Origin of the sequence: Collinsella sp. AM17-1 (genome assembly GCF_003470665.1) — a bacterium.
Taxonomy (GTDB): Bacteria; Actinomycetota; Coriobacteriia; order Coriobacteriales; family Coriobacteriaceae; genus Collinsella.
Map to the genome: position 1 here is coordinate 1 of NZ_QRJZ01000016.1, position 26,985 is coordinate 26,985.

Consider the following 26,985-nt stretch of genomic DNA (forward strand, 5'->3'; position numbering starts at 1 on the left):
CGGTCGGCGGGGCCATTGTGGCCCTTGACAGTGGATTGGGTCATATGAGCGAGACGGCGCCAGCTGAGTCGATTTGGCCCGAAAGAGGAGGGAGCACGCCTTATGGCGGCGACCGACGAATGAGCGCCAAATCGGCCAGCTGACGCCGTCGCAGCGTCAACAAGAAAGCTGAGTGGGCCTATAAGCCGGGTTCTGTCGTGAACGGTCATTTATCTTGTCTGCACGTTACCGTGCAGCTCCACGCACGCTACCCGAACGCGGACCGGGCCGGCCCATAGCGTTCCTATTCGCGCTTGCTCCGGATGGGGCTTGCCAAGCCGCCGTGTTGCCACGACGCTGGTGGTCTCTTACACCACCGTTTCAGCTTTTCCCTTTACGCCTTGCGGCGCAGGTGGGAGTCTTCTTTTCTGCGGCGCTTTCCGTCGGATCACTCCGCCCGGCCGTTAGCCGGCATCCCGCCCTCTGGAGCCCGGACTTTCCTCACGCGTGCTGCAAGCAGCACATCGCGCGACCGTCTGGCCCACTCAGCAATGCAAGAGTGTAGCACACCGTTGCCGCAGGCAATGGCACAACACAAGCGTTCGACACGATAAACCAAGAACCACGCTATGCAGTACAATAGGGGCGTCGATGGGCAACGTCGTCAGTCGAGACGCGACCGCGCTCCGCACCCCTCCGTCTACTCGGTGCGTTCCCGCCTCCTCCCCGAGGCGGGATGTCGGCATATTTTATGCACCGACAACCAAATAGCAAACAGATAGCCCGGCATCATCGTGCACCACAGCTGCAAATGCAAAAAGGGACCCGTCCATTGCGGACGGATCCCTTAAAACAAGTGATCGTCAAACCGATTTACTCGGCGTCGGTCTCCTCGTCCTTCTTCTCGGAAGGCAGCGGGGTGACCTCAATCTCGACGCCCAGAGTCTCAGCAGCGGACTTCATGGACAGGGAGATACGACGACGGTCGAGGTCGATCTCCATGACCTTGACCTGAACCTTGTCGCCCACGTGGGTGACCTGAGAAGGCTGATCGACGTGCTTGTTGGCCATCTCGGAGATGTGCACCAGGCCCTCGATGCCCTCGCCCAGGTCGACGAAAGCGCCGAACGGGACAAGCTTGGTCACAGTGCCCTCGACGATAGCACCGACGGGGTACTTCTTGACCAGTGCGCGCCACGGATCCTCGGTGGTCTGCTTGAGACCCAGGGAGATACGCTCGCGGTTGAGATCGACGTCGAGAACCTCGACCTCGACCTCCTGGCCGACCTTGACAACCTCGGAAGGATGGTTGACGTGGTTCCAGGAGAGCTCGGAGATGTGGATGAGGCCGTCGATACCGCCGAGGTCGACGAAGGCGCCGAAGTCGACGATGGAGGAAACAGTGCCCTGGAGACGCATGCCAGACTTGAGCTTGGACAGGATCTCGGAGCGCTCGGCCTTACGGGACTCCTCGAGCACGACGCGACGGGAGAGGACGACGTTGTTGCGGTTGCGGTCCATCTCGATGACGCGGGCCTCGATGCGGGTACCCATGTAGGAGGTAAGGTCCTTGACGCGACGGAGGTCGACGAGGGAAGCGGGCAGGAAGCCACGCAGGCCGATGTCGAGGATCAGGCCGCCCTTGACAACCTCGATAACCTCGCCCTCGACGTTCTCGCCGGAGTTGAACTTCTCCTCGATGCGGTTCCAAGCACGCTCGTACTCGGCACGCTTCTTGGACAGGACCAGACGACCGTCCTTGTCCTCCTTCTGGAGAACGAGGGCCTCGATGGGATCACCGAGTGCAACGATGTCTGCAGGGTTAGCGTCCTTGCGGATGGACAGCTCGCGGACCGGGATAACGCCCTCGGACTTGAATCCGATGTCAACGAGCACCTCGTCATGCTCGATCTTAACGACAGTGCCGTTAACGAGATCGCCCTCATCAAAGTCGGTAATCGTACCGTCGATGAGGTTGTTCATCTCCTCCTCGTTGACATCGTCAAGAGAGAAAATGGACGAGTTCTGAATCTCACTCAAAGGTGGACCCCTTTCGAACTACGGGGCCCCGATTGCTAGGACCTACAGAAGGGTGCGACAAGCACACAACGTTTAGGAACACTCGGGAGCCGACAGATACTAATGTGACGCTTATGCAATCACGTTCGTATAGGTTACGGGGAAATCATTTCGATTTCAAGCGTGAACTGCGATTTTTTACTCGTATGGAGACTTTTTCGCAATCTTGTTGACGACCGTCTCCATAAGTTGACGATAGGCAGTTAGGCATACGGCTTTGGGGTAAAGTATTCGGAGCCAACGATTCTGGAACGATTTTTCGAGAAAGGTGCCCGCGTGCTCAAAGCAGTCGTTTTCGATATGGACGAAACGCTTCTTAGCATCAACCTCAACGCGTTCATCCTTCGATATTTTAAGGATGTCTCTTCGATGCTCGCGGATATCGGGCGCCGCAGCCGCGGTGGCACGATGGCACGCCTCGGCACCATCCTGGTCGACCTCAACGCCAATCGCCGCAGCAGCACGGACAATCGCACCAATCTTGAGTTTTACCAAGAAGAGGTCGAGCGCCGATGCGGCATTTGCCTCTCGGACCCACTTATCTACGAGGCGTTTACCTACTACGACCGCGAAGTTCTTCCGTACAAGAATGACGAACTCATCAACGCCCATGCTATGCCGGGCGCACACGCCGCACTTCAGGCCGTGCAGGACGCGGGGCTGCGCTGCGCGCTCTTTACCAACCCCAGCTTTCCGCAGGGGGCCATCGAATGCCGCATGGGTTGGGGCGACCTGGCCGACGCCCCCTTTGAGCTCGTGACGCACATGGGAAACGCCACCCGCTGCAAGCCCGATGCCACCTACTATCTAGAGCAACTTCAGGTGATGGGGCTCGAACCGCACGAGGTCCTTATGGTGGGCAACGATCCCAAACGCGACTTCCCTAGCCCCGCCTGCGGCATTCAGACTGCCTATGTAGGCCAGAGCAAGCCCAACCGAGTCACCTGGCGCGGAACCATGGAAGGCTTCGCCCGCGACTTTAACGCCGTAGTAGAAGCCTTCTACGAACACCAAGTAGCCGACGAACTGTCCTAGCACACTTGGGTTTTGCCGATCATGATGTTGAGGATCTCGACGTCGGTGTCCTTCATGCCCACGCGCCCCACATAGCCCATGCTGGCGATGGTCTCCTCGACGGTATCCTGAATCAGGCCCTCACCGGCGCGGAAACCGCGACCCTGCATGGCCATATCGTGACCCAGAATCGCCGCATCAACGGCAGCGGAAATCTTGGCGGCGCAGCTCGCCTTGGCGCCATCGCACACGATGCCGCCCACATTGCCGAGCGTATTGGAGACCGTCGCACCGATTTGCTCGCGCGTGCCACCGCACAGCCAGGTAATCGCAGCGCCGGCGCCGCACGCGGCACAAATAGCACCGCAAAACGCCGAGAGCGCACCAATATAGCTCTTGATATGCACAGCGATAAGATCGGACAGCATCACGGCGCGCACCAGGCGATCGTGGTCGCAGCGCAGATACTCGGCATACTCCATAACGGGCAGCGCGCAGGTAATGCCCTGATTGCCCGAGCCGCACACAATGGCGACCGGCAGCGCGCAGCCGTTCATGCGGGCGTCGGACCCGGCGGCTGCACGGGCGCGGGCACGGCAGGCGACGTCATCGGCACGTGCACCCAGCAGCGTACGGCCCACCTCGGCGCCCCAAGCGTGCGCCAGGCCCTCGGCACTGATTGCGCCATTCAGCTCAATCTGACGCTCAACGGCAGCGCGGGCGCCCTCAATGTCACCGTCCTCGATAAAGTCGATGATGGAATCAATGGACATGGGCGTATCGGCGTTATCTGCCGCACGCTCGGCCACCACGCGCTCGGCGCAGGCGGCGCACTCCCCCGCCGACTTGCCGCATACCGGAATACCATCGAGCGTATGGCACGTGACATTAGTGTGGTGATCGGTAATCTCGACGACCGCGGTATGGCCCCCGGCCGTCGCAGTCACCTTGATGTAGAGGTTGGGCACACCCTCGACAAGCGACACATCGCAGTAGCCGGCGTCGGCGAGGAGCTCGGCCACACGAGCGCGGTCTTCATCGTTAACGCTCTCGAGCACCTCGAGCGCGCTCTTAGCGTCGCCGCCCACGGCACCCAGCACGGCCGCGGCTTCAATACCGTGCATACCGCCCGAGTTGGGCACGGTCACGCTCTTAACGTTCTTGATAATGTTGCCCGAGCAGGCAACATCCATATGATCGGGTTCGCAACCGAGCGTCTGGCTCGCCAGCGCCGCTGCATAGGCAACGGCAATGGGCTCGGTGCAGCCGAGTGCACAGACAAGCTCGCGGTTCAAAACATCGCAAAATGCGGCATCACGGATGGAATCGGTAGGCATAGGTATCTCCTGCTTGCATAACGGGCTGGACTCTCAAAAAAGTTGGCTCCTTTATTTGATAACAATGCATCAAAAACCGCAACCACGGTTCCGGCGGACGGCGCTCAAGCACAAATTGGCGGCATTATTCATGAGAGGCCGGCCTTGTTGCCTGCTAAAGCGTTTGACCAAAAAACGCCCGAGTGTTTAGGCAAAAGTCGCGCTATCATGCAGTCGAACGCGGTAAAACCTTTAGCAATTCCGCCGCACGGACCAGAGAGGAACCACTCATGAAGATTGGTATCGGTAACGACCACGCCGCCGTCGAGCTCAAGAACATCATTTCCGAGCACCTGAAGGAGCGCGGATGCGAGGTCGTGAACTTTGGCACCGACACCTCCGAGAGCTTTGATTACCCCATCGCCGGCTACAAGGTGGGCAAGGCAGTTGCCAACGGCGACGTCGACCTGGGCATCCTGATCTGCGGCACCGGCGTCGGAATCAGCCTGGCCGCCAACAAGGTCGAGGGCGTTCGTGCCGTCGTGTGCTCCGAGCCCTTCAGCGCCAAGCTCTCGCGCATGCACAACAACACCAACGTGCTCGCCTTTGGCGCCCGCGTCGTGGGCTCCGAGCTCGCCAAGATGATCGTCGACGAGTGGCTCGACGCCGAGTTTGAGGGCGGCCGTCACGAGCGTCGCGTTAACCTCCTCAACGAGATCGACCACACGCGCGGCCTTAAGATCGTCGACGAGGCCTAAAGATTCACAAAGCCATACGACGCTAACGCCAGCCCCCGCCCGGAAGAAACATCCGGACGGGGGCTCTTTAGTAGATTTGTAGGGGTTTACCAAAAGTCTACTGGAATAAAAAGGGCGCCGCGGATGAAGTTCCGCGGCGCCCAAGCCACACGCTAACAGCTTTAAGGAGTCAAAGCTGGTTTAGCCAAAAAAGCGCTTGATCTCGATCTCGGCGTTCTCCAGGCAGTCGGAGCCGTGGATCACGTTGGCGTTGACATCGACAGCAAAGTCGCCTCGAATGGTGCCGGGGGCAGCATCAAGCGGGTTGGTGGCGCCCATAAGGGTGCGCATCTTGGAGACAGCGGAGAGGCCGGAAACGACCATCTTGACGACCGGACCGCTCGTCATAAAGTCGCAGAGACCGCCAAAGAAGGGCTTGTCGGCCAGATGGGCGTAGTGCTCCTCGACGGTAGCGCGCTCGAGCGTGGTCATCTCCATACGCTCGATAACAAGGCCGCTGCGCTCAATGCGAGCAACGATCTCGCCGATCTTGCGATCGCGCACGGCGTCGGGCTTAATCATGATGAAGGTCTTCTCGATAGCCATAAGGTAGCCTTTCAAGTAGGTTCGCGCGTGCCCAAGTCCCATTCCGGCACCCGCCTGGACTGCATCGTAACAGAGTTCTAGCTGCAGTTAAACAAAAAGCCGTTTATTGAAGCGTTAATATTTATTAAAGCGCTCCATATGTGTCACTTCTGTTTCGAAGCCCGACTAGAGTACCATCCGTCCCACTTTCAACTGCAACGAACAGAACGGGCGGTCGATTGTCGCCCGTGAACGCACCCCCTTCACAACCTGCGCAAATGTCCTACAGAAGTTCTCGACAAGCTCCTTCCTTCTCTATAACAAAACGGGTGCCCACCGTAGCGGGCACCCGTAAAGGCAAAATATGATGAACACACCAGACAGACGCATCCAATAAGCTAATTAGCTCCGTGGCCCATCTCGACGACCTTGGATAACGAGCCAAACACACCCTCATCGGCCGCGAGCTGCGCCTCGGCGCTTCCCAACTGCACGGCAACGGCAGCAGGGGCGGTACCACCCTCGGTCGTGCGCGCGGCGACAATCGACGGGATGTCGAGTGCCTCGGTAATGTCGCGCTCGAAGAGCGGACTTGCCTCCTGAAACACCTCAAACGGCAGGTCCTCAAGATTGCAGCCGCGCTTCTCACACATCAGGACAAGATGACCCACCACGGCATGTGCCTCGCGGAACGGCAGGCCGCGCTTTGCCAGGTAATCGGCAACATCAGTGGCTGCCAAGTGGCCCACACCACACTCGCGCGCCATGGCGTCCTCGTTGACAGTCCAGGTCGAGATCATGCCGGCCATAACCGACAGGCACTGCATGAGCGTATGGGCGGTATCGAGCGCACCCTCCTTGTCCTCCTGCAAGTCCTTGTTATAAGCAAGCGGCAGGCCCTTCATGGTCACGAGCAGCTGCACCAGGTTGCCGTACACGCGACCGCTCTTGCCGCGGATAAGCTCAGCAAAGTCGGGGTTCTTCTTCTGCGGCATGATAGACGAGCCGGTGGAATACGAGTCGGAAAGCGTGATAAAGCCGAATTCGGAGCTCGACCACAGCACGATCTCCTCGGAAAGACGCGACAGGTGCATGGCCATGACGGAGCCGGCGTAATGCAGATCGAGCAGGAAATCACGGTCGGAAACAGCGTCGAGCGAGTTGGGAATCACACCCGCAAAGCCAAGCTCGGCAGCCGTCATCTGACGATCGAGCGGATAGCTCGTACCGGCAAGCGCGGCGGCACCCAGCGGGCAGTTGTCAGCGGCATCAAAGGCGGCCTTCAGGCGTGTAAAGTCGCGCGCGAACATCCAGGAATACGCCAGCAGATGATGCGACAGCAGCACGGGCTGAGCATGCTGCATGTGCGTGTAGCCCGGCAGAATCACCTTGTCGTACTTCTTGGCCGCATCCACCAGCACATGGCGCAGCTCAAGATTGGCCTCCATGAGTTCCTTGGCCAGCGCCTTGACGCCCAGACGCGTATCGGTCGCCACCTGGTCGTTGCGCGAACGCCCGGTATGCAAGCGCTTACCGGCCTCGCCGATGCGGCGCGTCAGCTCGCTCTCGATGGACATATGAATGTCCTCATCGTTGATATCGAAGGTGAAGTTGCCGGCATCGATATCCTGTTCGATTCCGGTCAGGCCCTCGGCAATCGCCTGCTCGTCCTCGGCACTGATGATGCCCTGGGCCGCCAGCATCTTGGCATGCGCCTTAGAACCGGCGATATCCTGCTTATAGAGATGTTTGTCGACAGGCAGCGACGCGCCAAACTCCTGCGTGACCTCGGCCACTCCCGCCTCAAAACGACCGCCCCAAAGAGCCATGGAACCGTCCCCTTTCTCCAAATACCAAAACAAGCGCCCAAAGCAATGAGCCATGTCGCTAAAGCGATTTTTCAACCGCTAGTTTTACACATTCCCCACCGTGCACAGGGCCATGTAGCTAATATGCAAAGAAGTGACGCACGAGGCACTTGGTGCCCAACTTCTCCCTCCGGATGTTGCCTTGCGAACCATCGATCCAGGCCTTCAGGCTCATAGGAACATCCTCGACCTTTGCAGCATCGAACTCGGGCGCGAGGGCAAGCAAGGCATGCGCGATAGCGTTGAACATAATGGATACTCCTCATATATATAGGCACAGAGCCGCCAAATTGATAGAAGGAGCCCCGCCGGACAACCCCGGCGGGGCTCGGACTCAGCCGTAGACGCGGCATCATATATGCGGGCGGAACGTAGGGGCCACCGATGTTAAGAAGTGTCAGCAAGCATAACGAAAGGTAGGGACCCCGTGCGCCCGTTACGTATCACGCGGATGGGCCGCGCGGATACCAAGGAAGAGAAGCCTTAGGCCTGGGCTGCAGCAGAGCTGGGACCCTGGACCTTAGCCCACGTCTTGAGCGACAGCGTGTCAATCTCGATAAAGCCGGCGCTGGCCTTCTCGTCAAACGTGGTGTCACGGTCGTAGGTGGCCAGACCGTAGTCATAGAGGTTGAAGGGGCTCTTGCGGCCGACGACATGGCAGTTGCCCTTGAAGAACTTCAGGCGAACGGTACCGGTCACGAACTTCTGGGTGTCGGCCATAAAGGCGTCGAGCGCGTTTTTGAGCGGGCTGTACCACTGGCCGTTGTATACGGCGGTGGCCCAATCCTGCTCGAGTTTGATCTTGGTCTTGAGCAGGTCGCCCTCAACGCAAATATCCTCGAGCGCCTTGTGGGCGGTGATGAGCGTCAGGGCGCCAGGAACCTCGTAGCACTCGCGGCTCTTGAGGCCCACCAGACGATCCTCGACCAGATCGAGACGGCCAAAGCCGTTGTCACCAGAGATCTTGTTGAGGGCGATGACGATCTCGGAGAGCTTCATCTTCTTGCCGTCGACGGCGACGGGCTTGCCGGCCTCAAACTCAATCTCGGTATAGGTCGGGGTGTCCGGCGTGTCCTCGGGGTTCTTGGTCATAACCCAGGCGTCGTCAAGCGGCTCGTTCCAGGGATCCTCCAGATGGCCGCACTCAATGGCACGACCCCACAGGTTATCGTCGATGGAATAGGGGTTGTCATTGGCACCCTCGGGAACCGGCACGTTGTGGGCGTGAGCATAGGCGACCTCGTCGGGACGGCACTTCAGATCCCACTCGCGAACCGGGGCGATAACCTTAAGCTCGGGGTCGAGGGCCTTGACGGCAGCCTCAAAACGAACCTGGTCGTTACCCTTGCCGGTGCAGCCGTGGGCGACGTAGGTCGCGCCAAACTCGTGAGCGACCTCAACAAGCTTCTTGGCGAGCAGCGGACGAGACAGGGCGGAGAGCAGCGGGTACTTGTTCTCGTACATGGAGTTGGCGGCGATGGCCTTGATTAGGAACTCATCGGAAAACTCATCGCGCAGGTCGAGCACCTGGCAATCGAGAACGCCCAAGTCGAGCGCCTTCTGCTTCTTGGCATCCAGGCCGGTCTCCTCCTGGCCCACGTTGCCGCAGACACAAACGACATCGAGATTCTTCTCGTCCTGGAGCCACTTGACACATACAGATGTATCAAGGCCACCGGAATATGCGAGAACGACTTTTTCCTTGCTCATGGCTGTTTCCTTTCGCCCTTGGTAGCTAATTAGAGCATCGGTCAGTTGCAAGTCATTTCAAGGTCAAATACCGTGCAATATCAGGTTAAATAGTAAAAAACAGCACAGCATGCTCTAGAAACATGCGTTTATATCGTGCTAAAACCCAACGACCTCAAAATGACTCTGTTGGGGCATTACACCCCATACGAACAGAGACGATTGTTATCGTCGTCGGGAAATTGCGCGCTGGCGTCGGATGGCATTGTCTGCAGTGGTGATGATCTTTACGAACTGCATCTGCCTCTCCTTTCACCTATCGCCGGGCGCAATTCAAATATCGCAAACGGTACCTTTTCCTCGGTAAGCGGTTGTATTTCCGTCTCCGTTTTCGATGGTCGCTATATTACGCTAAAGTGCCCGCAGCACAAGCGACAAATTCAAATTTCTGAAAAGTTTTTTCATTACTTTATGAAGCGTGGTGCAAATACGCTCCGTTCCTGCGACAATACGCTCAGTTACTGGTTGATGGTTATAACGTCTGAAACAATTTCGAAACGAAAGGCGCGCTTTTATGCAAACTTACGAATCGGACACCAATATCGGAAGCATTAAGATTCTCGCCGTCGACATGGACAAGACGCTGCTCACCGACAAGCGCGTGTTGCCGCAGGGTCTTGATGAGCGCCTGGACAAGCTCGCCGACGCAGGCATTGTATTCTGCCCCGCCAGCGGACGCCCCGCCCCCAAACTCGAGGAAATGTTCGAGAGCATTAAGAACCGCCTTGCTTTTTGTCCCGACAACGGAGCCTGCGTCATCTATCGCGGCAGCTATATCTATAAGAGCAACATCGATGTGGCGCTGTATCAGCAGGTGCTCGCCCGTGCCTCGGAGGACCCGCGTGCCGTTCCCGTCTTGTGCTGCTACGACGAGTTCTATGTGCTCGCCCGCGACCATCAGTACCACGACGAGATCAGCGTGTACTACAACACGATCAACTACGTCGATAGCTTTGAGGGCCTTGATATCGAGTCCAACAAGATTTCGATCTTCTTCCCCGCCTACGATGCCGAGCCAGCGTTTCGCGAGGACTACAGCCCCGAGTTCTCGGACAAGCTCTACGTCACCAATGCCGGCCGCGAGTGGATCGACTTTATGAACCTGGGCGTCGACAAGGGTTCGGGCGTCGCGCACCTGTGCGAGCAGCTCGGCATCGATATCGCCGATGCCGCCGCCGTGGGCGATACCTACAACGATATCCCCATGCTTGAGCGCGTCGGTCACAGCTTTATCGTGGACAATGCCGAGGAGCATATGAACGCGCACGCCAAATGGCGCATTCCGAGCAACAACGACGGGGGCGTACTGACGCTCATCGACGCCATCCTGGCGGCTCGGTAGCCGTCCCATCGGGCCTGGCCGGGCGGCACGGGATAACTTTTCGCTCGGTCAGGTCCTGCGCAAGACGAAAGCCACATTAAGTGGCTTTCTTTGCGTGCGGAATCTACGAAAAGTTAACCCGTGCCGCCCGGCCAGGCCCTAGGTTTACTTTCCTGCCGCCAAGATGGCGTCTTGAGTGTCTAGATACTTAGCTGAAATGATTTGAGCAGAGGGGAGCTCCTTGTTGGGAGGGGCTCCCCTCTGTTTTGGTTACTGTGGGACAAATTAATCAGTAGTGTTTGTCCCAAATCTTAAGTATGTGGGGGCTTGCGTCTTGGGCGAGCCTGCCTTACCGAGTGCTTTCCTATTTCGCGTCGGCCCAGGTTATGCCGGTGCTGGCTTCGGCGATCAACGGTACGCGGAGGTCTACTACGTGTTCCATGACGTCGCGGACCATGGCGGTGAGGCGCTCGACTTCGTCGATGGGGCACTCAAAGTCCAGTTCGTCGTGTACCTGCAGGATCATGTGGGCGGCAAAGCCCTCTTCTTCCAGGCGGCGGCTTACGCGGGCCATGGCAATCTTGATGATGTCCGCCGCGGTACCCTGCATGGGATGGTTCATAGCCGTGCGCTCGCCAAAGCCTCGGAGTTGCGGATTTTTGGCCTTGAGCTCCGGAATATGGCGGCGGCGCCCGTACATGGTCTCGGCGTAGCCCGTCTGCTTGGCACGTGCCACCACGTTGTCGAGGAACGTGCGCACGCCCGGATAGGCCTCGTAGTAGCGGTCGATCATGTCGCGCGCCTCGGCCATCGAGATGTGCAACGACTGCGACAGACCGTAGGCCTGCTGACCGTACACGATGCCAAAGTTCACGGCCTTGGCGCGGCTGCGCAGGTCGGGTGTCACCTCGGACACCGGCACGCCAAACACGCGCGCGGCCGTCTCGGCGTGGAAGTCCTCGCCCTCGTTGAAGGCGCGCACCAGGTGCTCATCGCCCGAGAGATGCGCCAGCAGACGCAGCTCGATCTGCGAGTAGTCCACCGCCAAAAAGACGCTTCCCTCGCCTGCCGAAAACGCCGTCTTGACAGTACGGCCCAGCTCCGAGCGCGTCGGGATGTTCTGAAGGTTCGGGTCACTCGAGGACAGACGACCCGTCGCCGTGATGGTCTGGTTGTACGTGGTGTGCACGCGACCGTCACCACGACGCAACGGGCCCAGCGTGTCCAGATAGGTGGACTTGATCTTGGACTTCTCACGCCAGTCCAAGATCAGACGCACGATTTCGTGGTCACGGGCAAGGTCGCTCAGCACCTTGGCGTTGGTCGAATAGTAGCCGCGCTTGGTCTTCTTGAGGCCCTTGGTCGGAAGCCCCATAACGTCAAACAGCACATGCGAGAGCTGCATGGGACTGCCGATGTTAAAGGTCTCGTCGCCGGCCAGATCGCGAATGCTCCGCTCGACCTCGGCAATCTGGGTCGCCAGACCCTCGGACAGACTATGCAGGCGGTCGGGGTCCACGAGCATGCCCGCGCGCTCCATCTTGGCAAGCACCGGCACAAGCGGCATCTCGATGCCGTCGAACACGTTGGCGGCGTTCTCAAGGGCCATGCGATCGCGCAGCGGTGCGACCAGCGCCAGCGTCAAGGCCGCCGTGCGAGCGGCGGGCGCCGGAGCGTCCTCACCGGCACCCTCTGCACCGCGCGCCGCAGGCAGCGCCATCTGCAGATACGTATCGGCCAGATATGCCTCGTCAAACTCGGAGCGGTCGGAATCCAACAGGTAAGCGGCGACCACGGTGTCGAAGATGCACGTGGAATCGACTGCTAGCGGATCCATGAGCTCGGGCTCAGAAGAATCGATGGGCGAAAGCTCGTGCAGCAGCGCCTTCGTATCCGGGCTCGCCACGCGGCCCTCCATAAACAGGCGCGCAAGCACGCCGGCGATCACACCGTGAGCGAAGTTGAAACCATCGACTACGGCAGTGGAGGCGCCGTCGCCCTCCTCGAGCGCGAACAGGCCCTTGGACGTCGCCAACCACAGCGTGCGCGTCAGTCCAAAGAGCGCGCCCTCTTCCTTGTCGTCGTCCACCACGGCGGCGACCCACTCGCCGGCATCAATCGCGCGGGAGACCTCAGCCGCAACGGCACCAAGCGCGTCGGCATCGCCGGCGGCCGCGCGAACCATAGCAGGTATCTCAAACACACTAGAGGCAGCAGCAGCCCCGCCCTCGCCGCCGATCAGCGCCAAGAAACGGTTCTGCATGGCGGTGATACCAAGCGTACCCAGCGCCGCGGAAACCTCATCGGCGGAAAACGCCGGGAAGGACGTCGCCTCAAAGTCGAGCTCGACGGGCGCATCGGTGCGAATGGTTGCGACCTTGCGGCTCAGTAGTGCGTCGTCGATGTGTGCACGCAGGTTCTCGCCCATCTTGCCCTTGACCTCGTCGGCATGTGCGATGACTTCGTCCAAGCTGCCGTACTGTGCGATGAGCGCGCTCGCCTTTTTAGGGCCGATGCCCGGCACGCCGGGAATGTTGTCCGACGTGTCGCCCTTCAGACCGTAAAAATCGGGCACGAGCGCCGGCGTAATGCCGTGATACAGGTCGTCTACGCTCTCGGGCGTCATGATCGCCACGTCGGACAGGCCTTTGCGAGTCGAGACCACGTTGACGTGCTCGGTCACGAGCTGATACATGTCACGGTCGCCGGTCACCAGCAGCATGTCGCAGCCGGCCTCCTCACCCAGGCGCGCCATGGTTCCCAGGATATCGTCACCTTCCCAGCCCTCAGACTGCAGAATCGGCACGTTGAGCGCGGTGAGCAGCTCCTTGATCATTGGAAACTGTGCGTGCAGATCGGGGTCCATGGGCGGACGCTGTGCCTTATACTGCGGCAGCATCTCCATGCGCACGCGCGGCTTGCCCTTGTCAAACGCCACGACCACGCCGTCGGGGTTAAAGGCATCGATCATCTTAAGAAACATGTTCAGGAAGCCGAAGATCGCGTTGGTGGGGCGACCGTCCGGCGCGTTCATGGTCGGGGGCACGGCGTGAAAGGCACGGTGCATGAGCGAGTTGCCGTCGATGACGGCAAAGGTACGGCGCTTGTCAGACATATTGAATACCTCGCTTTGGGCTGGGCACGGTTTGCTCACACCAGTTTACACGCTCCCCGCCCCGCGGCCACCGCACATCAGGCTTCCCCGCCGCCGCGGGCCCGCGCGTGATACGATGGCTCACGGTACATCAACCAGCACGATCGACCCGAAAGGAGCCTGCGTCATGGAGCGTCCCTGCGCATGGAAAAAGTACACGCCACAGCAAATCGAGGAGCTCGAGGATCTTTGCCGCGGCTATAAGCAGTTTTTGAGCGAGAACAAGACCGAGCGCCTGTGCGTCAAGACCGGTATCAAGATGGCCGAGGAGGCGGGCTACGTCAATCTGGAGACCGTGATCGCCGAGGGCCGCGCGCTCAAGGCCGGCGACAAGGTGTATGCCGCCAATCACGGCAAGGACCTCATGCTCGTCAACCTGGGCACCGCCCCGCTCGAGCAGGGCTTTAACATCCTGGGCGCCCACGTGGACTCGCCGCGCCTGGACCTCAAGCAAAACCCCGCCTTCGAGGCCGGCGACATGGCCTACCTCGACACGCACTACTACGGCGGCGTCAAGAGCTACCACTGGGTGGCCTCCCCGCTTGCACTCGTGGGCGTCATCTGCAAAAAGGACGGCACCACCGTCGACATCAACATCGGCGACAAGGCCGACGATCCGGTCTTTACCATCTCCGACCTGCTGATCCACCTCTCGAGCGAGCAGATGGCCAAGCCCGCCAAGGACGCCGTCGACGCCGAGATCCTCGACGTGATCGTGGGCGGCCGCCCTGTCAAGTTTGACGAGGACGACAAGGACGCCCCCAAGGAGCCCGTCAAGCAGATGTTCTTGGACATCCTTGAGGAGCAGTACGACGTCGAGGAGGAGGACTTCCTCTCCGCCGAGATCGAGGTCGTGCCCGCTGGCCCGGCCCGCGACATGGGCCTCGACCGCTCCATGATTTTGGGCTATGGCCACGACGACCGTGTCTGCGCCTATCCGTCCATGCTCGCCCAGATCAACGTCACCAACGTGGAGCGCACGAGCATCACACTCATCGTCGACAAGGAGGAAATCGGTTCCGTGGGTGCCACCGGCATGACGAGCCGCTTCTTCGAGAACACCGTCGCCGAGATCATGACGCTCGCCGGCGAGGATAGCCCGCTGGCCCTGCGCCGTGCACTCGCCCACAGCCGCATGCTCTCCTCTGACGTGTCCGCCGGCTTCGACCCGGGCTACGCCGGCAAGTTCGAAACCAAGAACGCAGCCTACATGGGTCGCGGCCTGTGCTTTAACAAGTACACGGGCAGCCGCGGCAAGGGCGGTTCAAACGACGCCGACGCCGAGTACGTGGCCCTCGTCCGCGACATCATGGACGAGGCCGGCGTGGACTTCCAGACCTGCGAGCTCGGTCGCGTCAACGCGGGCGGCGGCGGCACCATCGCCTACATCATGGCCAAGTACGGCATGAACGTCATCGACTCCGGTGTTGCCGTCCTGTCCATGCACGCCCTGTGGGAGGTCGCTAACAAGGCCGATATCTACGAGGCCTATCGCGGCTACAAGGCCTTCATCGAGCGCGCCTAATCCACCCCACCCATAACTTGCGGTGGAATACGGATTGATTTGGTCTTTCAATAGCCCAAACAGACCGTATTCCACCGCAATTTCTTTTTTGGCAGAGGAGAGTCCATGCTGCAGGTCATCATTTCGCCCGCCAAGCAAATGCACGCGGCACAAGATGCTTTTGAAGTTCAGGGGATTCCGCCCTTTGCGCGCGAGACCGCCCAGCTGCACCATGCGCTCTTGGACATCGAACGAACCGAAGGCGACAGCGGCCTACAAGCTCTGTGGAACGTCAGCGACAAGCTGCTGGCCCTTTGTCTCGACATTTTGCATGAGTTCGAGCCCATCTTGGGAAACGGCAATCTTGCCGATTCCGGTATCGCGCGCCGCATCTCCCCTGCCATCATGTCCTATCACGGCATTCAGTACCAGAGCATGGCGCCCGAGGTGATGGATTCCGCGCAGCTCACATGGCTGCAAGACCATCTGTGGATCCTCTCCGGCCTCTACGGGTGCGTTCGTCCCTTCCATGCCGTCGAACCGTATCGGCTGGAGATGGGCGCGAAGCTCGCCGTTGACGATGCCCAAGACCTCTACGCGTTTTGGAGCGACAAGCTCGCGCGGGCTATCGCCCCGGCAGGCTCCAACGCTACGATCGTCAACCTCGCCAGCGCGGAATACGCCAAAGCCGTTCTGCCCCGCCTCACCACCGATGCCGCGGTCGTCACATGTCTCTTTGGCGAAGGCATCCGCAACGGCAAGCCCATCCAGCGCTCGACCGCCAGCAAAAAGGCGCGCGGCTCCATGGTGCGTTGGATGGCAGCAAACGGACTCGAGGACGCCGGCCGTCTCACCGAGTTCAACATCGGCTATCGCCACGCCCCCGAGATCTCATACCCAGGCACCCTCGTGTTCATCAACGAACAGATGCTCTAGACCCGCCACCCAAAACTGACCCGCTCAGCCTTCTCTATATAACTTGCGGTGGAATAGTTCCTATTTGAGCCTTTTATCGCACAATCAGGAACTATTCCACCGCAACTTTTATGAATTGGCTGGCTAGGCTCGACACCTATTCCGCCAAGCCGTCAGCCTTTGCAATCCCGTTTGTCGAACCGTCCTGATAGACAATCTTGACGTGCTCCACCTCGGACGCCGCAACACCCGACGGAGGCTCAAGACGCCATTCCGTCAGGGCGATGTCCATCGTCGTGGGCCCACCCCCTTGATCTTTGAGCTTCACCGTCAGCGTTTTGAGCGCCGCGTCAAACGTCACGCGTTCGATTTCTTCACCTGGAATGGACCCACCACTCAGCTGCAACTGCACAAACTCATCGCGCGGGTACCAATAATCGCCCGGAATGGCGAGCGTATTGGCATTACCGCCGGTACTCCTCACCGTCATGATCGGCAGGGCATCATCAGCCTCGAACTCCCATGCAGCGCCGCCGCGACCACCAAACGTCCAGATACAACAGGCAATCACCATCACGACAAGAATCGCAAAACCAATTGCGACCAGTCCATGATGGGCACGGCCCGCCTCGGCCGACACGTCCCACTGTGTCTCTCGATATAGATGCTTGTCTTCCATGTTCGCCTCCCCACGGGCATGCTCATCGCGTCAATCGTACCCATTCGAGCTATACTTGAGCCCACCACATAAACGGGGAGCTTGCAGGACAAGACGGCAGGCTGAGACTGGGCGCGCCCGCCCTGACCCGCAAACCTGATATGGGTAATGCCAACGAAGGGAGCCGTGCCAATGAGCACACAGACCGAGCCCAAGCTCGTCACGCAAATCGACTTCGCCCGCGCCGGGCAGATCACACCGCAGATGAAAGAGGTCGCCGAGCGCGAGCATCGCGACCCCGAGTACATCCGCGAGCGCGTGGCCGACGGCCGCATCGCCATTCCCGCCAACATCGTGCATATCAAAAAGGGCATGCGTGCCTTTGGCGTCGGCGAGGGCCTGTCCACCAAGGTCAACGTGAACCTGGGCATCTCGGGCGACAAGGCAGATGCCGCCGAGGAATGGAAGAAAGTCAAGATCGCCGAGGACTTTGGCGCCGACGCCATCATGGACCTCTCCAACTCGGGCAAGACGCGCCAGTTCCGCCAGCAGCTCATCGACGAGACGCCGCTCATGGTGGGCACCGTCCCCATGTACGACGCCATCGGCTACATGGAAAAGCCGCTGGTCAAGCTGACCAAGGACGATCTGCTCGAGGTCGTGCGCGCGCATGCCGAGGACGGCGTGGACTTTATGACCATCCACTGCGGCATCAACAAATCGGTCATCAAGACCTTTAAGGAGACCGGCCGCCTCATGAACATCGTCAGCCGCGGCGGCTCGCTGCTGTTTGGCTGGATGGAGGTCACCGGTAACGAGAACCCCTTCTACGAGTTCTACGACGAGGTGCTCGAGATCTGCCACGAATACGACGTAACGATCTCGCTCGGCGACTCCTGCCGCCCGGGTTGTCTCTACGACTCCAACGACGCAACCGAGACCGCCGAGATGATCGAGCTGGGCAAGCTGTGCAAGCGCGCCTGGGCCGCCGGCGTCCAGGTTATGGTCGAGGGCCCGGGTCACATGGCGCTCGACGAGATCGCAGCCAACATGAAGCTGCAGAAGCGCCTGTGCCACAACGCCCCGTTCTATGTGCTGGGGCCGCTGGTGACCGATATCGGCGTAGGCTACGACCACATCACCGCCGCCATTGGTGGCGCCATCTCCGCGAGCTCGGGTGCCGACTTTTTGTGCTACGTGACGCCGGCCGAGCACCTGTGCCTGCCCAACGCTCAGGATGTGCTCGATGGCCTCATGGCCACCAAGATTGCCGCACACGCCGCCGACATCGCCAAGAAGGTACCGCACGCCCGTGACATGGACGACAAGATGGGCCAGGCACGCCGCAAGCTCGACTGGGACGCCATGTGGAAGTGCGCCCTCGACCCGGTCACCGGCAAGAAGCGCTATGAGGAATCCCCCGCCGCCACCGAGGGCACCTGCACCATGTGCGGCAAGATGTGCGCCGTTCGCACCGTCAACAAGGTGTTCGAGGGCACGGCAATCGACCTCGGCATGGAGGACTAACTCGTCGCCACGATTGCTTTTGGAAACACCGCGACGTCAACCGTTGTTGACGTGTGAACATTTTCTTGCATTTGCGTAAAGATTGCACCGCCCGCCCGGGATCGGCATACAGCCGGCCCGGGCATCTTTATAATGCAGGCAGAAGAGCCATTTGAATCCGACCGAGCAAGGGAGCGAACATGGATCGCAGCAAGGTACCTGCCGTCCTGTCCATCGCAGGATCCGATTCCAGCGGTGGCGCCGGCATTCAGGCCGACATCAAGACCATCACGGCGCACCGCCTGTATGCCGAGACGGCCATCACCGCCATCACCGCACAGAACACCCTGGGCGTCACCGCCGTGCAGGAAATCTCGCCAGATATCGTAGCCGCGCAGATCGACGCCGTTTTTGACGATATCCGCCCGAGCGCCGTTAAGATCGGCATGGTTTCTTCTGTCGAGATTATCGAGGTTATCGCCGACCGCCTGAGCGCCTGGGACGCACAAAATATCGTCGTCGACCCCGTTATGGTCGCCACCTCGGGCGCTCGCCTGATCGCAGAGGACGCCGCCGAAGCGCTTACACGCCGCCTGTTCCCGCTGGCGACCGTCATCACGCCCAATATTCCCGAGGCCATGGCGCTACTCGATTACGAAGTCGACTCCGAGCGCACGCAGCAAAATGCCGCCATGCTTCTCACCCGCCGCTTTGGATGCGCGTCCCTCGTTAAGGGCGGGCATTTTGTCAATGAGGCCAACGATGTACTGGCCGAGCCTGCGCCGCTCGATGACGAGGGCAACCACCTGGGCGATCCGCTCACCACGTGGTTCCGCCACAAGCGCATCGAGACCGACAACACGCACGGCACCGGCTGCACGCTCTCATCTGCCATCGCCTGCGCACTGGCCCAAGGCATGGATCTTGCCGACGCCGTCAACGCCGGCAAGGCCTACCTGACAGGCGCTCTGGCCGCCGGCCTGAACATGGGCAAAGGCTCCGGCCCCGTCAACCACATGTGGCAGTATTGAGATTCGCAGCCCAAAACCACCACAAAGGGGACAGGCACCTTTGTGGTGGTTTTTCTTTTAACACTTAATCGTCTGCGAGTTGGATGCCAAGCAAGCCCGAAAGTGCGAGCGCTTGTTCGGCATTGACTGTCAGGCCTCGCAACTCACGGTAGTCGCCCGAAACAACGGGAGCCTCAAACGTGCAGCGCGATACATCAACACCACATAGCGGTGTCTTGAACACATCAACTCGCGTCAGGTCGCAGCTATCCAGGCGCAGCTGCCCCAGCTTGGCCCCCTGGAGCGCCGCCTCGGTCAGACGCACATCGCACGCCGTGATGGGGCCAATGCGTCCCTCCGAAAGGTTCGCGTAACTCAGGTCGCATGATGCAAACGAAACGCTCGACAGACGTGCCTTGACCAAGTTGAGCCCCGGCGCCGAGCAATCAACAAAGTCGCAGCGGTTGAGCCAGCAGCCTTCCATATTGCAGCGGATAAAGCGGCAACCGCGAAATACGACGTCGCGAAACGTCGAACCACTCCAGTCGACGCCATCGAATACGCAGGAGCGGAACACGACGCCTTCAAAGGTCGTACCGTTCGCCACGTCATAGGCGAGCTCCAACTCCTCAAAAGCGGTATTGGAGACAAGCTCATCCCCCTCGGCAAACAGGTCAATGAGCTCATCCATGCCCATGTGGCAGCCAAGCCGCTCGTTTACCCGGGCAAAGCCACCACAAAAGTGCCTGTCCCCTTTGTGGTGGTTTGGGGCTGCGCTACTCACCGAGCATCTCTTGGAGCTTGGCTGCCACGGCATGTCCCAAGCTCTCGTGGCTTTCGGGCATCATGTGCAGATAATCGATATCGCCCGGCTCGGCAAAGTCGGCGGCATTCAAAAAGTCGCAGCCAAACTGCTCAGCCACATGCGCGTAGTATTCAGCAAAATGCTCCGAGGCCTCGACGGAGCGCTCGTCAAAGTCGGTCATATACACATCGGCGATCTGCGGTTTGATCTTAATGGGAGCCATCAGCAGAATGCGCGGACAAGGCGCAGCGTCGGTCCACGGAAACGCGCGGACGGCGCGAATCAGCGCCATGGCGCCACGGGCAATATCGGAAGCCGTCACGTTAAAGACCGTCTTACAGTCGTTGGTGCCCAGCATGATCACAATGGCGTCCAGCGGCTTATGGGCCTCGAGCAGCATCGGAAGCGCGCGAATGCCGTTGAGGTTAGTGTCCAGGTGGCACATATCGTCGCGCACCGTCGTGCGGCCGTTGAGCCCCTCCTCAATCACATGCCAGCCCTCGCCCAGGTCACGCTGCGCCACGCCGCACCAGCGCACATCCTGCGCATAGCGCACCGCGGTGCCATCGCGCATACCAGCCGGATCGTAACCATAGGTGTTGCTGTCGCCAAAGCATAGAACGTTTTTCATCGTAAGCTCCCCACTCAATAAAAAGCCGACGGGAACAGCCCCCGTCGGCTCGGCATGTCGCATCACGCGCACCGTTTACAGGTACTTGCGCCAGTCGTCGTCATCCTCATCGTCCTCGGCAGCGGCCTGGGCCTGCTCGGCGGCACGGGCGGCCGCAGCGCGGGCGGCAACCTGGGCATAGGACTCCTCGTTGCGCTCGGGGAAGCTTGCCAACACATGCTCGAACTTGGCGAAGTCCTCATCCCAGCGCGTAGAAGGCACAGCAAAGAAGACCTGCTTGACCTTGAAGTCGCCCGATGCGAGCTCCTTGCGGAAAATCTCGGCCACGGCCTCGGCATCAAAACCGTTGTTGTCGCAGCCCCAAGCGCCCAGTACGAGCTTCTCGCGACCCAGCTCGTCGCAGATGGCGAGCACAAAGCGGATACGGTCGCGCAGCGCGTCCAGCAGCGCATCGTCGCTCACGCGGTACTCCTGGCGTGCGCGCTTGGCATTGGGCGCGGCGGCCACGATCACATCGGCATACGCATGCACGTGGTTGCGGTCAAAACGCACCGCAGGCACTACCAGCGCACGGTTGCGGTAGAGCTCGCAGTTGATGTTGCGGCGACGGTTCTCGCCATACCACTTGCGCTGCTTGTCGAGCACGTTGTACAGATACGAATCGGCGCAGAGCGTAGCCTCCTGGCCCAGATAGCCCTGGATGTAGCCGCCACCCGGGTTGGTGAACGAGGCAAAGGCGAGCACCGCCATATCGCAGAACTGCGCGTAGCCTCGGCCGTTGTCCAGAATGGCCTGCGTGGCAGAGGCGTCGAGCACGGTGACCTCGGGCAAGACCACAGCGGATTCCTCAGCAGGCTCGGGCTCGGCCTGCGCGGCCTCATCGGCAGACGCAGACTCGTCCGCAACCTCGGTCTCGACGGGTGCAACCTCGGCAGCCTCGACCTCAGCGGCCTCATGCTCCTCGGCAACCTGCTCTTCGGCAGCCGCTGCCGCTTGAGCCTTGGCCTTCATCGCCGCGACAAATCCGGCAGGCATACCGTCAAACTCGCGAACACCGGCAAGCGAACGCTCGATATCCCTGGCGCACGCTTCGGACACAGTTGCCACGTGACGCTCGGCGGCCTTGGCACGGGCCTCGCGCTTGGGATTGGGCTGCCCTGCGCGACCGGTCCTGCAGTTACGGTTCCTGTTGTCGACATCTGCCATGAGTGGTCACCTTTCCTGTCGCTGCCGCTTTCGGTTTTTCCCATCCATGATACCCCGCCGCGTACAAAAAAGACGGCCCCGAAGGACCGCCTTTCGCATTGATTTACGCGCGCGGCAAGCACCGCTGCAACTCGCCGCTAGTCGCGACGACCAAGGATATTCAGGATACGCAGGAACACGTTAATGATATCCACGAACAGGTTGGACGCCATGAGCACGGCGTTGGGCAGCGTGGGCGGCACCGTCGTGGCCACATAGGTGTCGTAGCCAATAAAACCGGCGAACACCACGATCACGATCAGGTCGGTAATAGACTGCGAAACACCCATAAACATCAGCACGATCTCGACCAGGATCGTGGCAAGCAGAACGCCAAAACCGATGCCGTACACACGCTGGAAGAACTTGGGGAAGGTCACACCCAGCGCGCCAAAGACAAAGGTGATGGCGGCGGTAGCGATAAAGGCAGTGTTAATGGTGGGCAGGTCGTAGTTGGCCAGGCCAAACGACGCGGTCAGGCCAAAAGTGCTCGCAAAGATCACGTAACCCGTGAGCGACAGACCCACAGACTGCTTGCCCGCGGCAGCCGACATCATGACAATGCCGACGATAGTCAAAATAAACGAGCCAAAGACCAGCGGCAAAGCGGCGCCGCTCATCATCATGTGGGCAAACGCCATGGTACTCGTAAAGTAGGCGCCGGCGCCCATGGCGCAAAAGCCCAAAAAGATCAGGGCAGACATGACAAGGTTGTACGCACGCGGCGACATCTCCTTGGCACGGCTTGCACTGGTCTCGATGGGGCCGTTCTGATAGCCCTGGATATCATTCATGCTTTCGTCCTTTCAGATAGCGCCGCGACAGCAGCGCCTTAAGCGACAAGATTTCTACCATTGTACCCGAACGCCGTGCGTCCCTACCTGCGGCGCTCACCCTCGAGCGTGCGGTCGAACGCCCACACCCACCAACGCATCAGATGGGCCTGCGAGCCGTCCGGCCGCTCGCGTGCCTGTTCTTCCAGATACAGTTCGGTCGCATGACCGCCAAAACGAACCTTATAGGTTGCCGTACGAATGCCGTGAACCGTCAGGCCAAAACCGGTGGACGAGATAATCTCGTCAATCGTAAAGCACCGACCGTCGACCCAGCAGACGGTGACCGGCACGACCTGTCCGCCCGCGAGGATGCGAGCCACGACGTCCACATACTGCTTGTGCACGCGCCGAGTTTTGCCATCTGTCTGTCGATATTCCATGCCTCCTATTATCGAACGCATGTTTGCATATTGTAAAGCGAACAGACTGTGGTTTTGGAGTGTCGTAGCAATCGCGCGTGTCCGCATGGCGTGATAGCAAAAAGAACACCCGCGGTCAACAGGGCTAATATTCAATTTTAGTGCCAAAAAATTCACTTCTCCCATCAGAACTCGGCAAAGAAACCCGCAGGAGGTGATACGATTTATCATGTTTTTGTAACGTGCCTGCAAACTTCGAGAAAGCCCATATATGGACGTAACGTTCTCAACCTTCCTCGGCCAAATTGTGTCGAACCCAGTCCTTGCCGTCACCGTGATCCTCGCGTTGGGCGCCATCTTCGTCAACGGGTGGACCGACGCGCCCAACGCCATCGCGACCTGCGTCACTACGCGTTGCATGCCCGCCCGCGCCGCCATTCTCATGAGCGCCGCATTCAACTTCCTCGGCGTGCTCATCATGACGCACTTTAACGCGAGCGTCGCCAATACCATCTCGCATATCGTTGACTTTGGCGGAAACAGCACCATGGCGCTCGCCTGCCTGTGCGCGGCCCTGTTCTCCATCGTCGTCTACGGCGCCACAGCATCGCGTTTCGGCATCCCCACCTCGCAAAGCCACAGCCTTATCGCCGGCCTGACCGGTGCCGCTATCGCCCTCGGCGGCGCGAGCAGCGTCAACGTCCACGAGTGGATGAAGGTCATCTACGGCCTGGCACTCTCCATCGGCCTGGGCTTTGTCATGGGCTGGGTCCTGTGCAAACTCGTCTCGATTCTTTTCGCCGCCGCCAACAGGCGACGTGCCAATGTCTTCTTTAAATACGCTCAGATCGCGAGCGCTGCGGCCATGAGCTTTATGCACGGCGCGCAGGATGGACAGAAGTTCATCGGCGTGCTCTTTTTAGGCGTAGCCTTCGCAAACGGCCAGACTAGCGTCGGCGATGCCGGCATCCCCATCTGGATTATGCTGCTGTGCTCGGCCACTATGGGTATCGGCACCAGCGTGGGCGGTGAGCGCATCATCAAGTCCGTCGGCCAGAGCATGGTTAAGCTCGAGAAGTATCAGGGCTTCTCCGCCGACCTCGCGGGCGCGGCGAACCTGCTGCTTGCCACCCTTACCGGCATCCCCGTGTCCTCCACCCACATCAAGACCTGCGCCATCATGGGCGTTGGTGCCGTCAAGCGCCTCTCGGCCATCAACTTCGGCGTCGTCAAGGACATGATGTTCACCTGGTTCTTCACCTTCCCCGCCTGCGGACTCATCAGCTTTGTCATGGCCAAGCTGTTCATGATGTTCCTCTAGTCAAACCGAACGTCCATCCGGACCGCAACACTTCGCCCACCCGTCTTCGCCTCGAAAGGACCCACTCATGGCAAAGAAACCCGATTCGTTCTACTTTGACAACTACGTCGCTTGCGCCGACCTCGCCGTCCAGGCCGCAGAGCTGCTCACCAAGATTTTTGAGAACTTTGACCCCGCGCAGATCCACGACATGCTCGATAAGATGCATGCGATTGAGCATGCGGCAGACAAGAAGCACCACGAGCTCGAAGACGCCTTGCTCACCGCCTTTATCACCCCGCTCGAGCGCGAGGATCTGGATCTGATGAGCTGCTCACTCGACACCGTGCTCGACCGCATCGAGGGTGTCGTGCAGCGCGTCTACTTCACCAACATTCAGAGCATCCATCCCGACGCCACCGTCATCGCCCACAAGGTAACCGATGCCTGTCGCGCCATGAAGGACCTGATGATCGAGCTGCCCAACTACCGCAAGTCCAAGACCCTGCGCGAGCTCGTCATCCAGATCAACACCATCGAGTCCGAGGCCGACGAGCTCTATATCAACGCCATGCGCAACCTGCACGTTAACGGTAAGGACCCGCTCGAGGTCATCGCTTGGCGTGACGTGTACGCCTTCCTGGAGTACTGCGCCGACTGCTGCGAGAATGTGGCCGATGTCGTGGATTCGATTGTCATGAAGAACAGTTAATTGGGGGGACGTGTCCCGGCGGCGAAGGGCCGGCCACGGTTTGCTTTCTCACTCCGGCTGCTTTGCAGAGTCGTTCGAAAGTAAACCGTGGCCGGCCCTTCGCCTTACGTACCACCATTGGAACTTCGGCTGATAGTTATAGCGCAATGGGGTTTGGCCGAGGGGGCCTTTAGTACCCAATTGAACATTTTGGCATTCGGTGGGCGTTTGGTTGAATGTTGCTTTGGGTACCCTTTGTTTTGCTTTGGATTGATTCGTTGACTTTGGAGGACTCGTATGGCGTATTTGGATCTGGCTCGTGGTCGGTATTCTTGTCGTTCTTTTGAGAATCGGGCTGTGGAGCAGGCTGTGGTGGATGCCATTGTTGAGGCTGGGCGCATTGCTCCTTCTGCTTGTAATAACCATCCAACCCGTGTGATGGTGTTGGATACGCCTGAGCTCCTGGAAAAGGCAGCTGCTTGTCAGCCTCGGTTTGCTCGTGATGGGTCTATCTTTGGGGCTCCGCTTGTCTTCCTTATTTGCAGCGTTACCGATGATGCTTGGGTGCGCCCGTATGACCAGATGAATTCCAGTGAAATCGATACGTCCATCGTGTGCGACCAGATGATGATGGAGGCCACCGAGCAGGGCCTGGGAACGTGCTGGGTATGCCATTTTAAGCCTGAGGTGGCACAGGAGCAGTTCAATCTGCCCAAGGGCGTCTATCCCTATCACATGCTCGTCTGTGGCTATCCCGCCGACCACATCGCCGATCCCGAGCATCGCGAGGCCCGCACTATTCCCCTCTCCAACTTCCTCCTCAAGTAGTTTTTAGACATACCTTAAAATCTACCTTTTACCACGCGCCCTTCGCCGAGTTCTGTCCTATCGCATGCAGAGCTCGGCGTTTTGTTTCCCAACCCGTATACAGCCACAAAAAAGGAGCCCGCAGGTGCGAGCTCCTCTTAAGGACACTAGATTGTAGCTCTGATGCTAGTCCAGGTCGTCGGCGGCAAAGTTGTCGATCGGGGCGAAGGGATCGGCCACGGGGACAACCGGGTCAGCGACGGGCAGCGGCTCGGCGGGAACAGTCACCGCAGGAGAAGCGGCAGAACCGACCGGCGTGGAGGCCATGAGGTCGGCCGGGAAGGAGTTCTGGGCATCGTCCATGAAGTGCTGGATGAGCTTGAGGTACTCGGCCTTGAACTCCTCGCGGGAAGCCTTGAGACGATCGATTTCCTCGAGCTCGGCCTGCTTCTCGGTCAGAGCCTGGCGGATAACCTCGCGTGCCTTAGCGTCAGCCTCGTTGCGGATACGCTCAGCGTTCTCGTTGGCATCGTTGACGATGGTCTCAGCGGTCTGCTGGGCAGCGATCAGAGCAGCGGAAATCTGGCGCTCCTGAGCGGAGAAGTCAGGGGCGGGAGCAGCCACGGGGGCGGCAGGAACGGCCTGGGCGGTGGCATCCTGAGCCTGGGCAAGCTGAGCCTGCGCATCGGCAAGCTGCTGCTCGGTAGCAGTCAGACGACCCTTAAGGTCGACGATCTTAGCGAGCATAGCGTCAACCTCGGAAGACAGTGTCTCCAAGAAGACGTCGACCTCGGCAGGATCGTAGCCACGCTTGGCCTCAGAGAAAGTCTGAGCCTGGATGTCTGCGGGGGTAATAGCCATAACAAGTCTCCTTTTTCATCGCCTCGGCGCTACACGCCCGACGTAAGTTACTAAG

At 59.7% G+C, this 26,985-nt stretch carries 24 protein-coding genes, 1 other RNA gene and 1 riboswitch; of the genes, 10 read left to right on the forward strand and 15 right to left on the reverse strand.

The features are described 5' to 3' along the window. Nucleotides 1-165: 165 nt before the first annotated feature. Both rnpB and rpsA read right to left on the reverse strand, forming a co-directional pair. Nucleotides 166-527: RNase P RNA component class A (rnpB, locus tag DW195_RS07595), an RNA gene on the reverse strand. 325 nt (nucleotides 528-852) lie between these two features. Then, entirely contained in the window at nucleotides 853-2,019 is a 1,167-nt protein-coding gene (gene rpsA, locus DW195_RS07600) for a 30S ribosomal protein S1 (RefSeq protein WP_022095232.1), read from the reverse strand. A 315-nt stretch (nucleotides 2,020-2,334) separates the two neighbouring features. Between rpsA and DW195_RS07605 the strand changes: the two genes are divergently transcribed. Further along, nucleotides 2,335-3,093, forward strand: coding sequence for an HAD family hydrolase (locus DW195_RS07605; RefSeq protein WP_118206365.1), 759 nt, complete (start codon nucleotides 2,335-2,337; stop codon nucleotides 3,091-3,093). Here DW195_RS07605 and DW195_RS07610 read toward each other — a convergent pair. Next, a complete protein-coding gene (locus DW195_RS07610) occupies nucleotides 3,090-4,409 on the reverse strand; it encodes a serine dehydratase subunit alpha family protein (RefSeq protein ID WP_118206366.1) in 1,320 nt (439 codons plus the stop codon). The genes DW195_RS07605 and DW195_RS07610 overlap by 4 nt on opposite strands. A gap of 269 nt (nucleotides 4,410-4,678) precedes the next feature. Here DW195_RS07610 and rpiB point away from each other — a divergent pair, with 269 nt between their 5' ends. Beyond that, entirely contained in the window at nucleotides 4,679-5,146 is a 468-nt protein-coding gene (gene rpiB, locus DW195_RS07615; protein WP_035138007.1) for a ribose 5-phosphate isomerase B, read from the forward strand. 180 nt (nucleotides 5,147-5,326) lie between these two features. On the opposite strand, the gene ndk is transcribed toward rpiB, so the two are convergent. From ndk to DW195_RS07630, 4 genes are all read right to left on the reverse strand, one after another. Further along, complete coding sequence (gene ndk, locus DW195_RS07620) at nucleotides 5,327-5,731, reverse strand: nucleoside-diphosphate kinase (RefSeq protein WP_055251725.1); 405 nt, start codon at nucleotides 5,729-5,731, stop codon at nucleotides 5,327-5,329. 377 nt (nucleotides 5,732-6,108) lie between these two features. Next, complete coding sequence (gene argH, locus DW195_RS07625; RefSeq protein ID WP_117655127.1) at nucleotides 6,109-7,539, reverse strand: argininosuccinate lyase; 1,431 nt, start codon at nucleotides 7,537-7,539, stop codon at nucleotides 6,109-6,111. A 118-nt stretch (nucleotides 7,540-7,657) separates the two neighbouring features. Next, entirely contained in the window at nucleotides 7,658-7,828 is a 171-nt protein-coding gene (locus tag DW195_RS10430) for a hypothetical protein (RefSeq protein ID WP_158567923.1), read from the reverse strand. A 233-nt stretch (nucleotides 7,829-8,061) separates the two neighbouring features. Further along, on the reverse strand, nucleotides 8,062-9,288 hold the full coding sequence (locus tag DW195_RS07630) for an argininosuccinate synthase (RefSeq protein WP_118206367.1): 1,227 nt from the start codon (nucleotides 9,286-9,288) through the stop codon (nucleotides 8,062-8,064). 553 nt (nucleotides 9,289-9,841) lie between these two features. Between DW195_RS07630 and DW195_RS07635 the strand changes: the two genes are divergently transcribed. Beyond that, nucleotides 9,842-10,669, forward strand: coding sequence for a Cof-type HAD-IIB family hydrolase (locus DW195_RS07635; RefSeq protein ID WP_118206368.1), 828 nt, complete (start codon nucleotides 9,842-9,844; stop codon nucleotides 10,667-10,669). Nucleotides 10,670-11,012: 343 nt separating this feature from the next. On the opposite strand, the gene polA is transcribed toward DW195_RS07635, so the two are convergent. Further along, entirely contained in the window at nucleotides 11,013-13,763 is a 2,751-nt protein-coding gene (polA, locus tag DW195_RS07640) for a DNA polymerase I (RefSeq protein ID WP_118206369.1), read from the reverse strand. Nucleotides 13,764-13,929: 166 nt separating this feature from the next. Here polA and DW195_RS07645 point away from each other — a divergent pair, with 166 nt between their 5' ends. Together DW195_RS07645 and DW195_RS07650 are read left to right on the forward strand one after the other, a co-directional pair. After that, a complete protein-coding gene (locus DW195_RS07645) occupies nucleotides 13,930-15,327 on the forward strand; it encodes an aminopeptidase (protein ID WP_118206370.1) in 1,398 nt (465 codons plus the stop codon). 105 nt (nucleotides 15,328-15,432) lie between these two features. Then, complete coding sequence (locus DW195_RS07650) at nucleotides 15,433-16,242, forward strand: YaaA family protein (RefSeq protein ID WP_118206371.1); 810 nt, start codon at nucleotides 15,433-15,435, stop codon at nucleotides 16,240-16,242. 136 nt (nucleotides 16,243-16,378) lie between these two features. Here the strand turns inward: DW195_RS07650 and DW195_RS07655 are convergent, their stop codons facing one another. Beyond that, on the reverse strand, nucleotides 16,379-16,900 hold the full coding sequence (locus tag DW195_RS07655; RefSeq protein ID WP_118206372.1) for a hypothetical protein: 522 nt from the start codon (nucleotides 16,898-16,900) through the stop codon (nucleotides 16,379-16,381). A gap of 63 nt (nucleotides 16,901-16,963) precedes the next feature. Next, nucleotides 16,964-17,079: riboswitch (TPP riboswitch) on the forward strand. On the opposite strand from DW195_RS07655, the gene thiC reads away from it, so the two are divergent. After that, nucleotides 17,072-18,406: a phosphomethylpyrimidine synthase ThiC gene (gene thiC / locus DW195_RS07660; RefSeq protein WP_118206373.1), complete on the forward strand. Its 1,335-nt coding sequence runs from the start codon at nucleotides 17,072-17,074 to the stop codon at nucleotides 18,404-18,406. It overlaps the preceding riboswitch by 8 nt. Before the next feature lie 179 nt (nucleotides 18,407-18,585). Further along, nucleotides 18,586-19,416, forward strand: a complete 831-nt coding sequence (thiD, locus tag DW195_RS07665; protein ID WP_118206374.1) for a bifunctional hydroxymethylpyrimidine kinase/phosphomethylpyrimidine kinase — start codon at nucleotides 18,586-18,588, stop codon at nucleotides 19,414-19,416. Nucleotides 19,417-19,480: 64 nt separating this feature from the next. Here the strand turns inward: thiD and DW195_RS07670 are convergent, their stop codons facing one another. The 5 genes from DW195_RS07670 to DW195_RS07690 form a co-directional block, all read right to left on the reverse strand. Beyond that, entirely contained in the window at nucleotides 19,481-20,086 is a 606-nt protein-coding gene (locus DW195_RS07670) for a pentapeptide repeat-containing protein (RefSeq protein WP_233540840.1), read from the reverse strand. A gap of 85 nt (nucleotides 20,087-20,171) precedes the next feature. Next, on the reverse strand, nucleotides 20,172-20,831 hold the full coding sequence (locus DW195_RS07675) for an SGNH/GDSL hydrolase family protein (RefSeq protein ID WP_158567924.1): 660 nt from the start codon (nucleotides 20,829-20,831) through the stop codon (nucleotides 20,172-20,174). A 75-nt stretch (nucleotides 20,832-20,906) separates the two neighbouring features. Beyond that, complete coding sequence (locus DW195_RS07680; protein WP_118206377.1) at nucleotides 20,907-22,037, reverse strand: TIGR02452 family protein; 1,131 nt, start codon at nucleotides 22,035-22,037, stop codon at nucleotides 20,907-20,909. A 137-nt stretch (nucleotides 22,038-22,174) separates the two neighbouring features. Next, nucleotides 22,175-22,870: a Bax inhibitor-1 family protein gene (locus tag DW195_RS07685; protein WP_118206378.1), complete on the reverse strand. Its 696-nt coding sequence runs from the start codon at nucleotides 22,868-22,870 to the stop codon at nucleotides 22,175-22,177. An 83-nt stretch (nucleotides 22,871-22,953) separates the two neighbouring features. Continuing rightward, nucleotides 22,954-23,292: a hypothetical protein gene (locus DW195_RS07690; RefSeq protein WP_128620010.1), complete on the reverse strand. Its 339-nt coding sequence runs from the start codon at nucleotides 23,290-23,292 to the stop codon at nucleotides 22,954-22,956. Between the two features lie 250 nt (nucleotides 23,293-23,542). Between DW195_RS07690 and DW195_RS07695 the strand changes: the two genes are divergently transcribed. The 3 genes from DW195_RS07695 (at nucleotide 23,543) to DW195_RS07705 (ending at nucleotide 26,090) form a co-directional block, all read left to right on the forward strand. Then, complete coding sequence (locus DW195_RS07695) at nucleotides 23,543-24,592, forward strand: inorganic phosphate transporter (RefSeq protein WP_117655139.1); 1,050 nt, start codon at nucleotides 23,543-23,545, stop codon at nucleotides 24,590-24,592. A gap of 67 nt (nucleotides 24,593-24,659) precedes the next feature. Then, nucleotides 24,660-25,283, forward strand: a complete 624-nt coding sequence (locus DW195_RS07700; RefSeq protein WP_118206380.1) for a DUF47 domain-containing protein — start codon at nucleotides 24,660-24,662, stop codon at nucleotides 25,281-25,283. Between the two features lie 276 nt (nucleotides 25,284-25,559). Continuing rightward, complete coding sequence (locus tag DW195_RS07705) at nucleotides 25,560-26,090, forward strand: nitroreductase family protein (protein ID WP_118206381.1); 531 nt, start codon at nucleotides 25,560-25,562, stop codon at nucleotides 26,088-26,090. A gap of 165 nt (nucleotides 26,091-26,255) precedes the next feature. On the opposite strand, the gene DW195_RS07710 is transcribed toward DW195_RS07705, so the two are convergent. Next, the gene (locus DW195_RS07710) at nucleotides 26,256-26,930 is read right to left on the reverse strand and encodes a DivIVA domain-containing protein (RefSeq protein ID WP_006234242.1); all 675 of its coding nucleotides are present in this window, start codon (nucleotides 26,928-26,930) and stop codon (nucleotides 26,256-26,258) included. Nucleotides 26,931-26,985 lie beyond the last annotated feature (55 nt).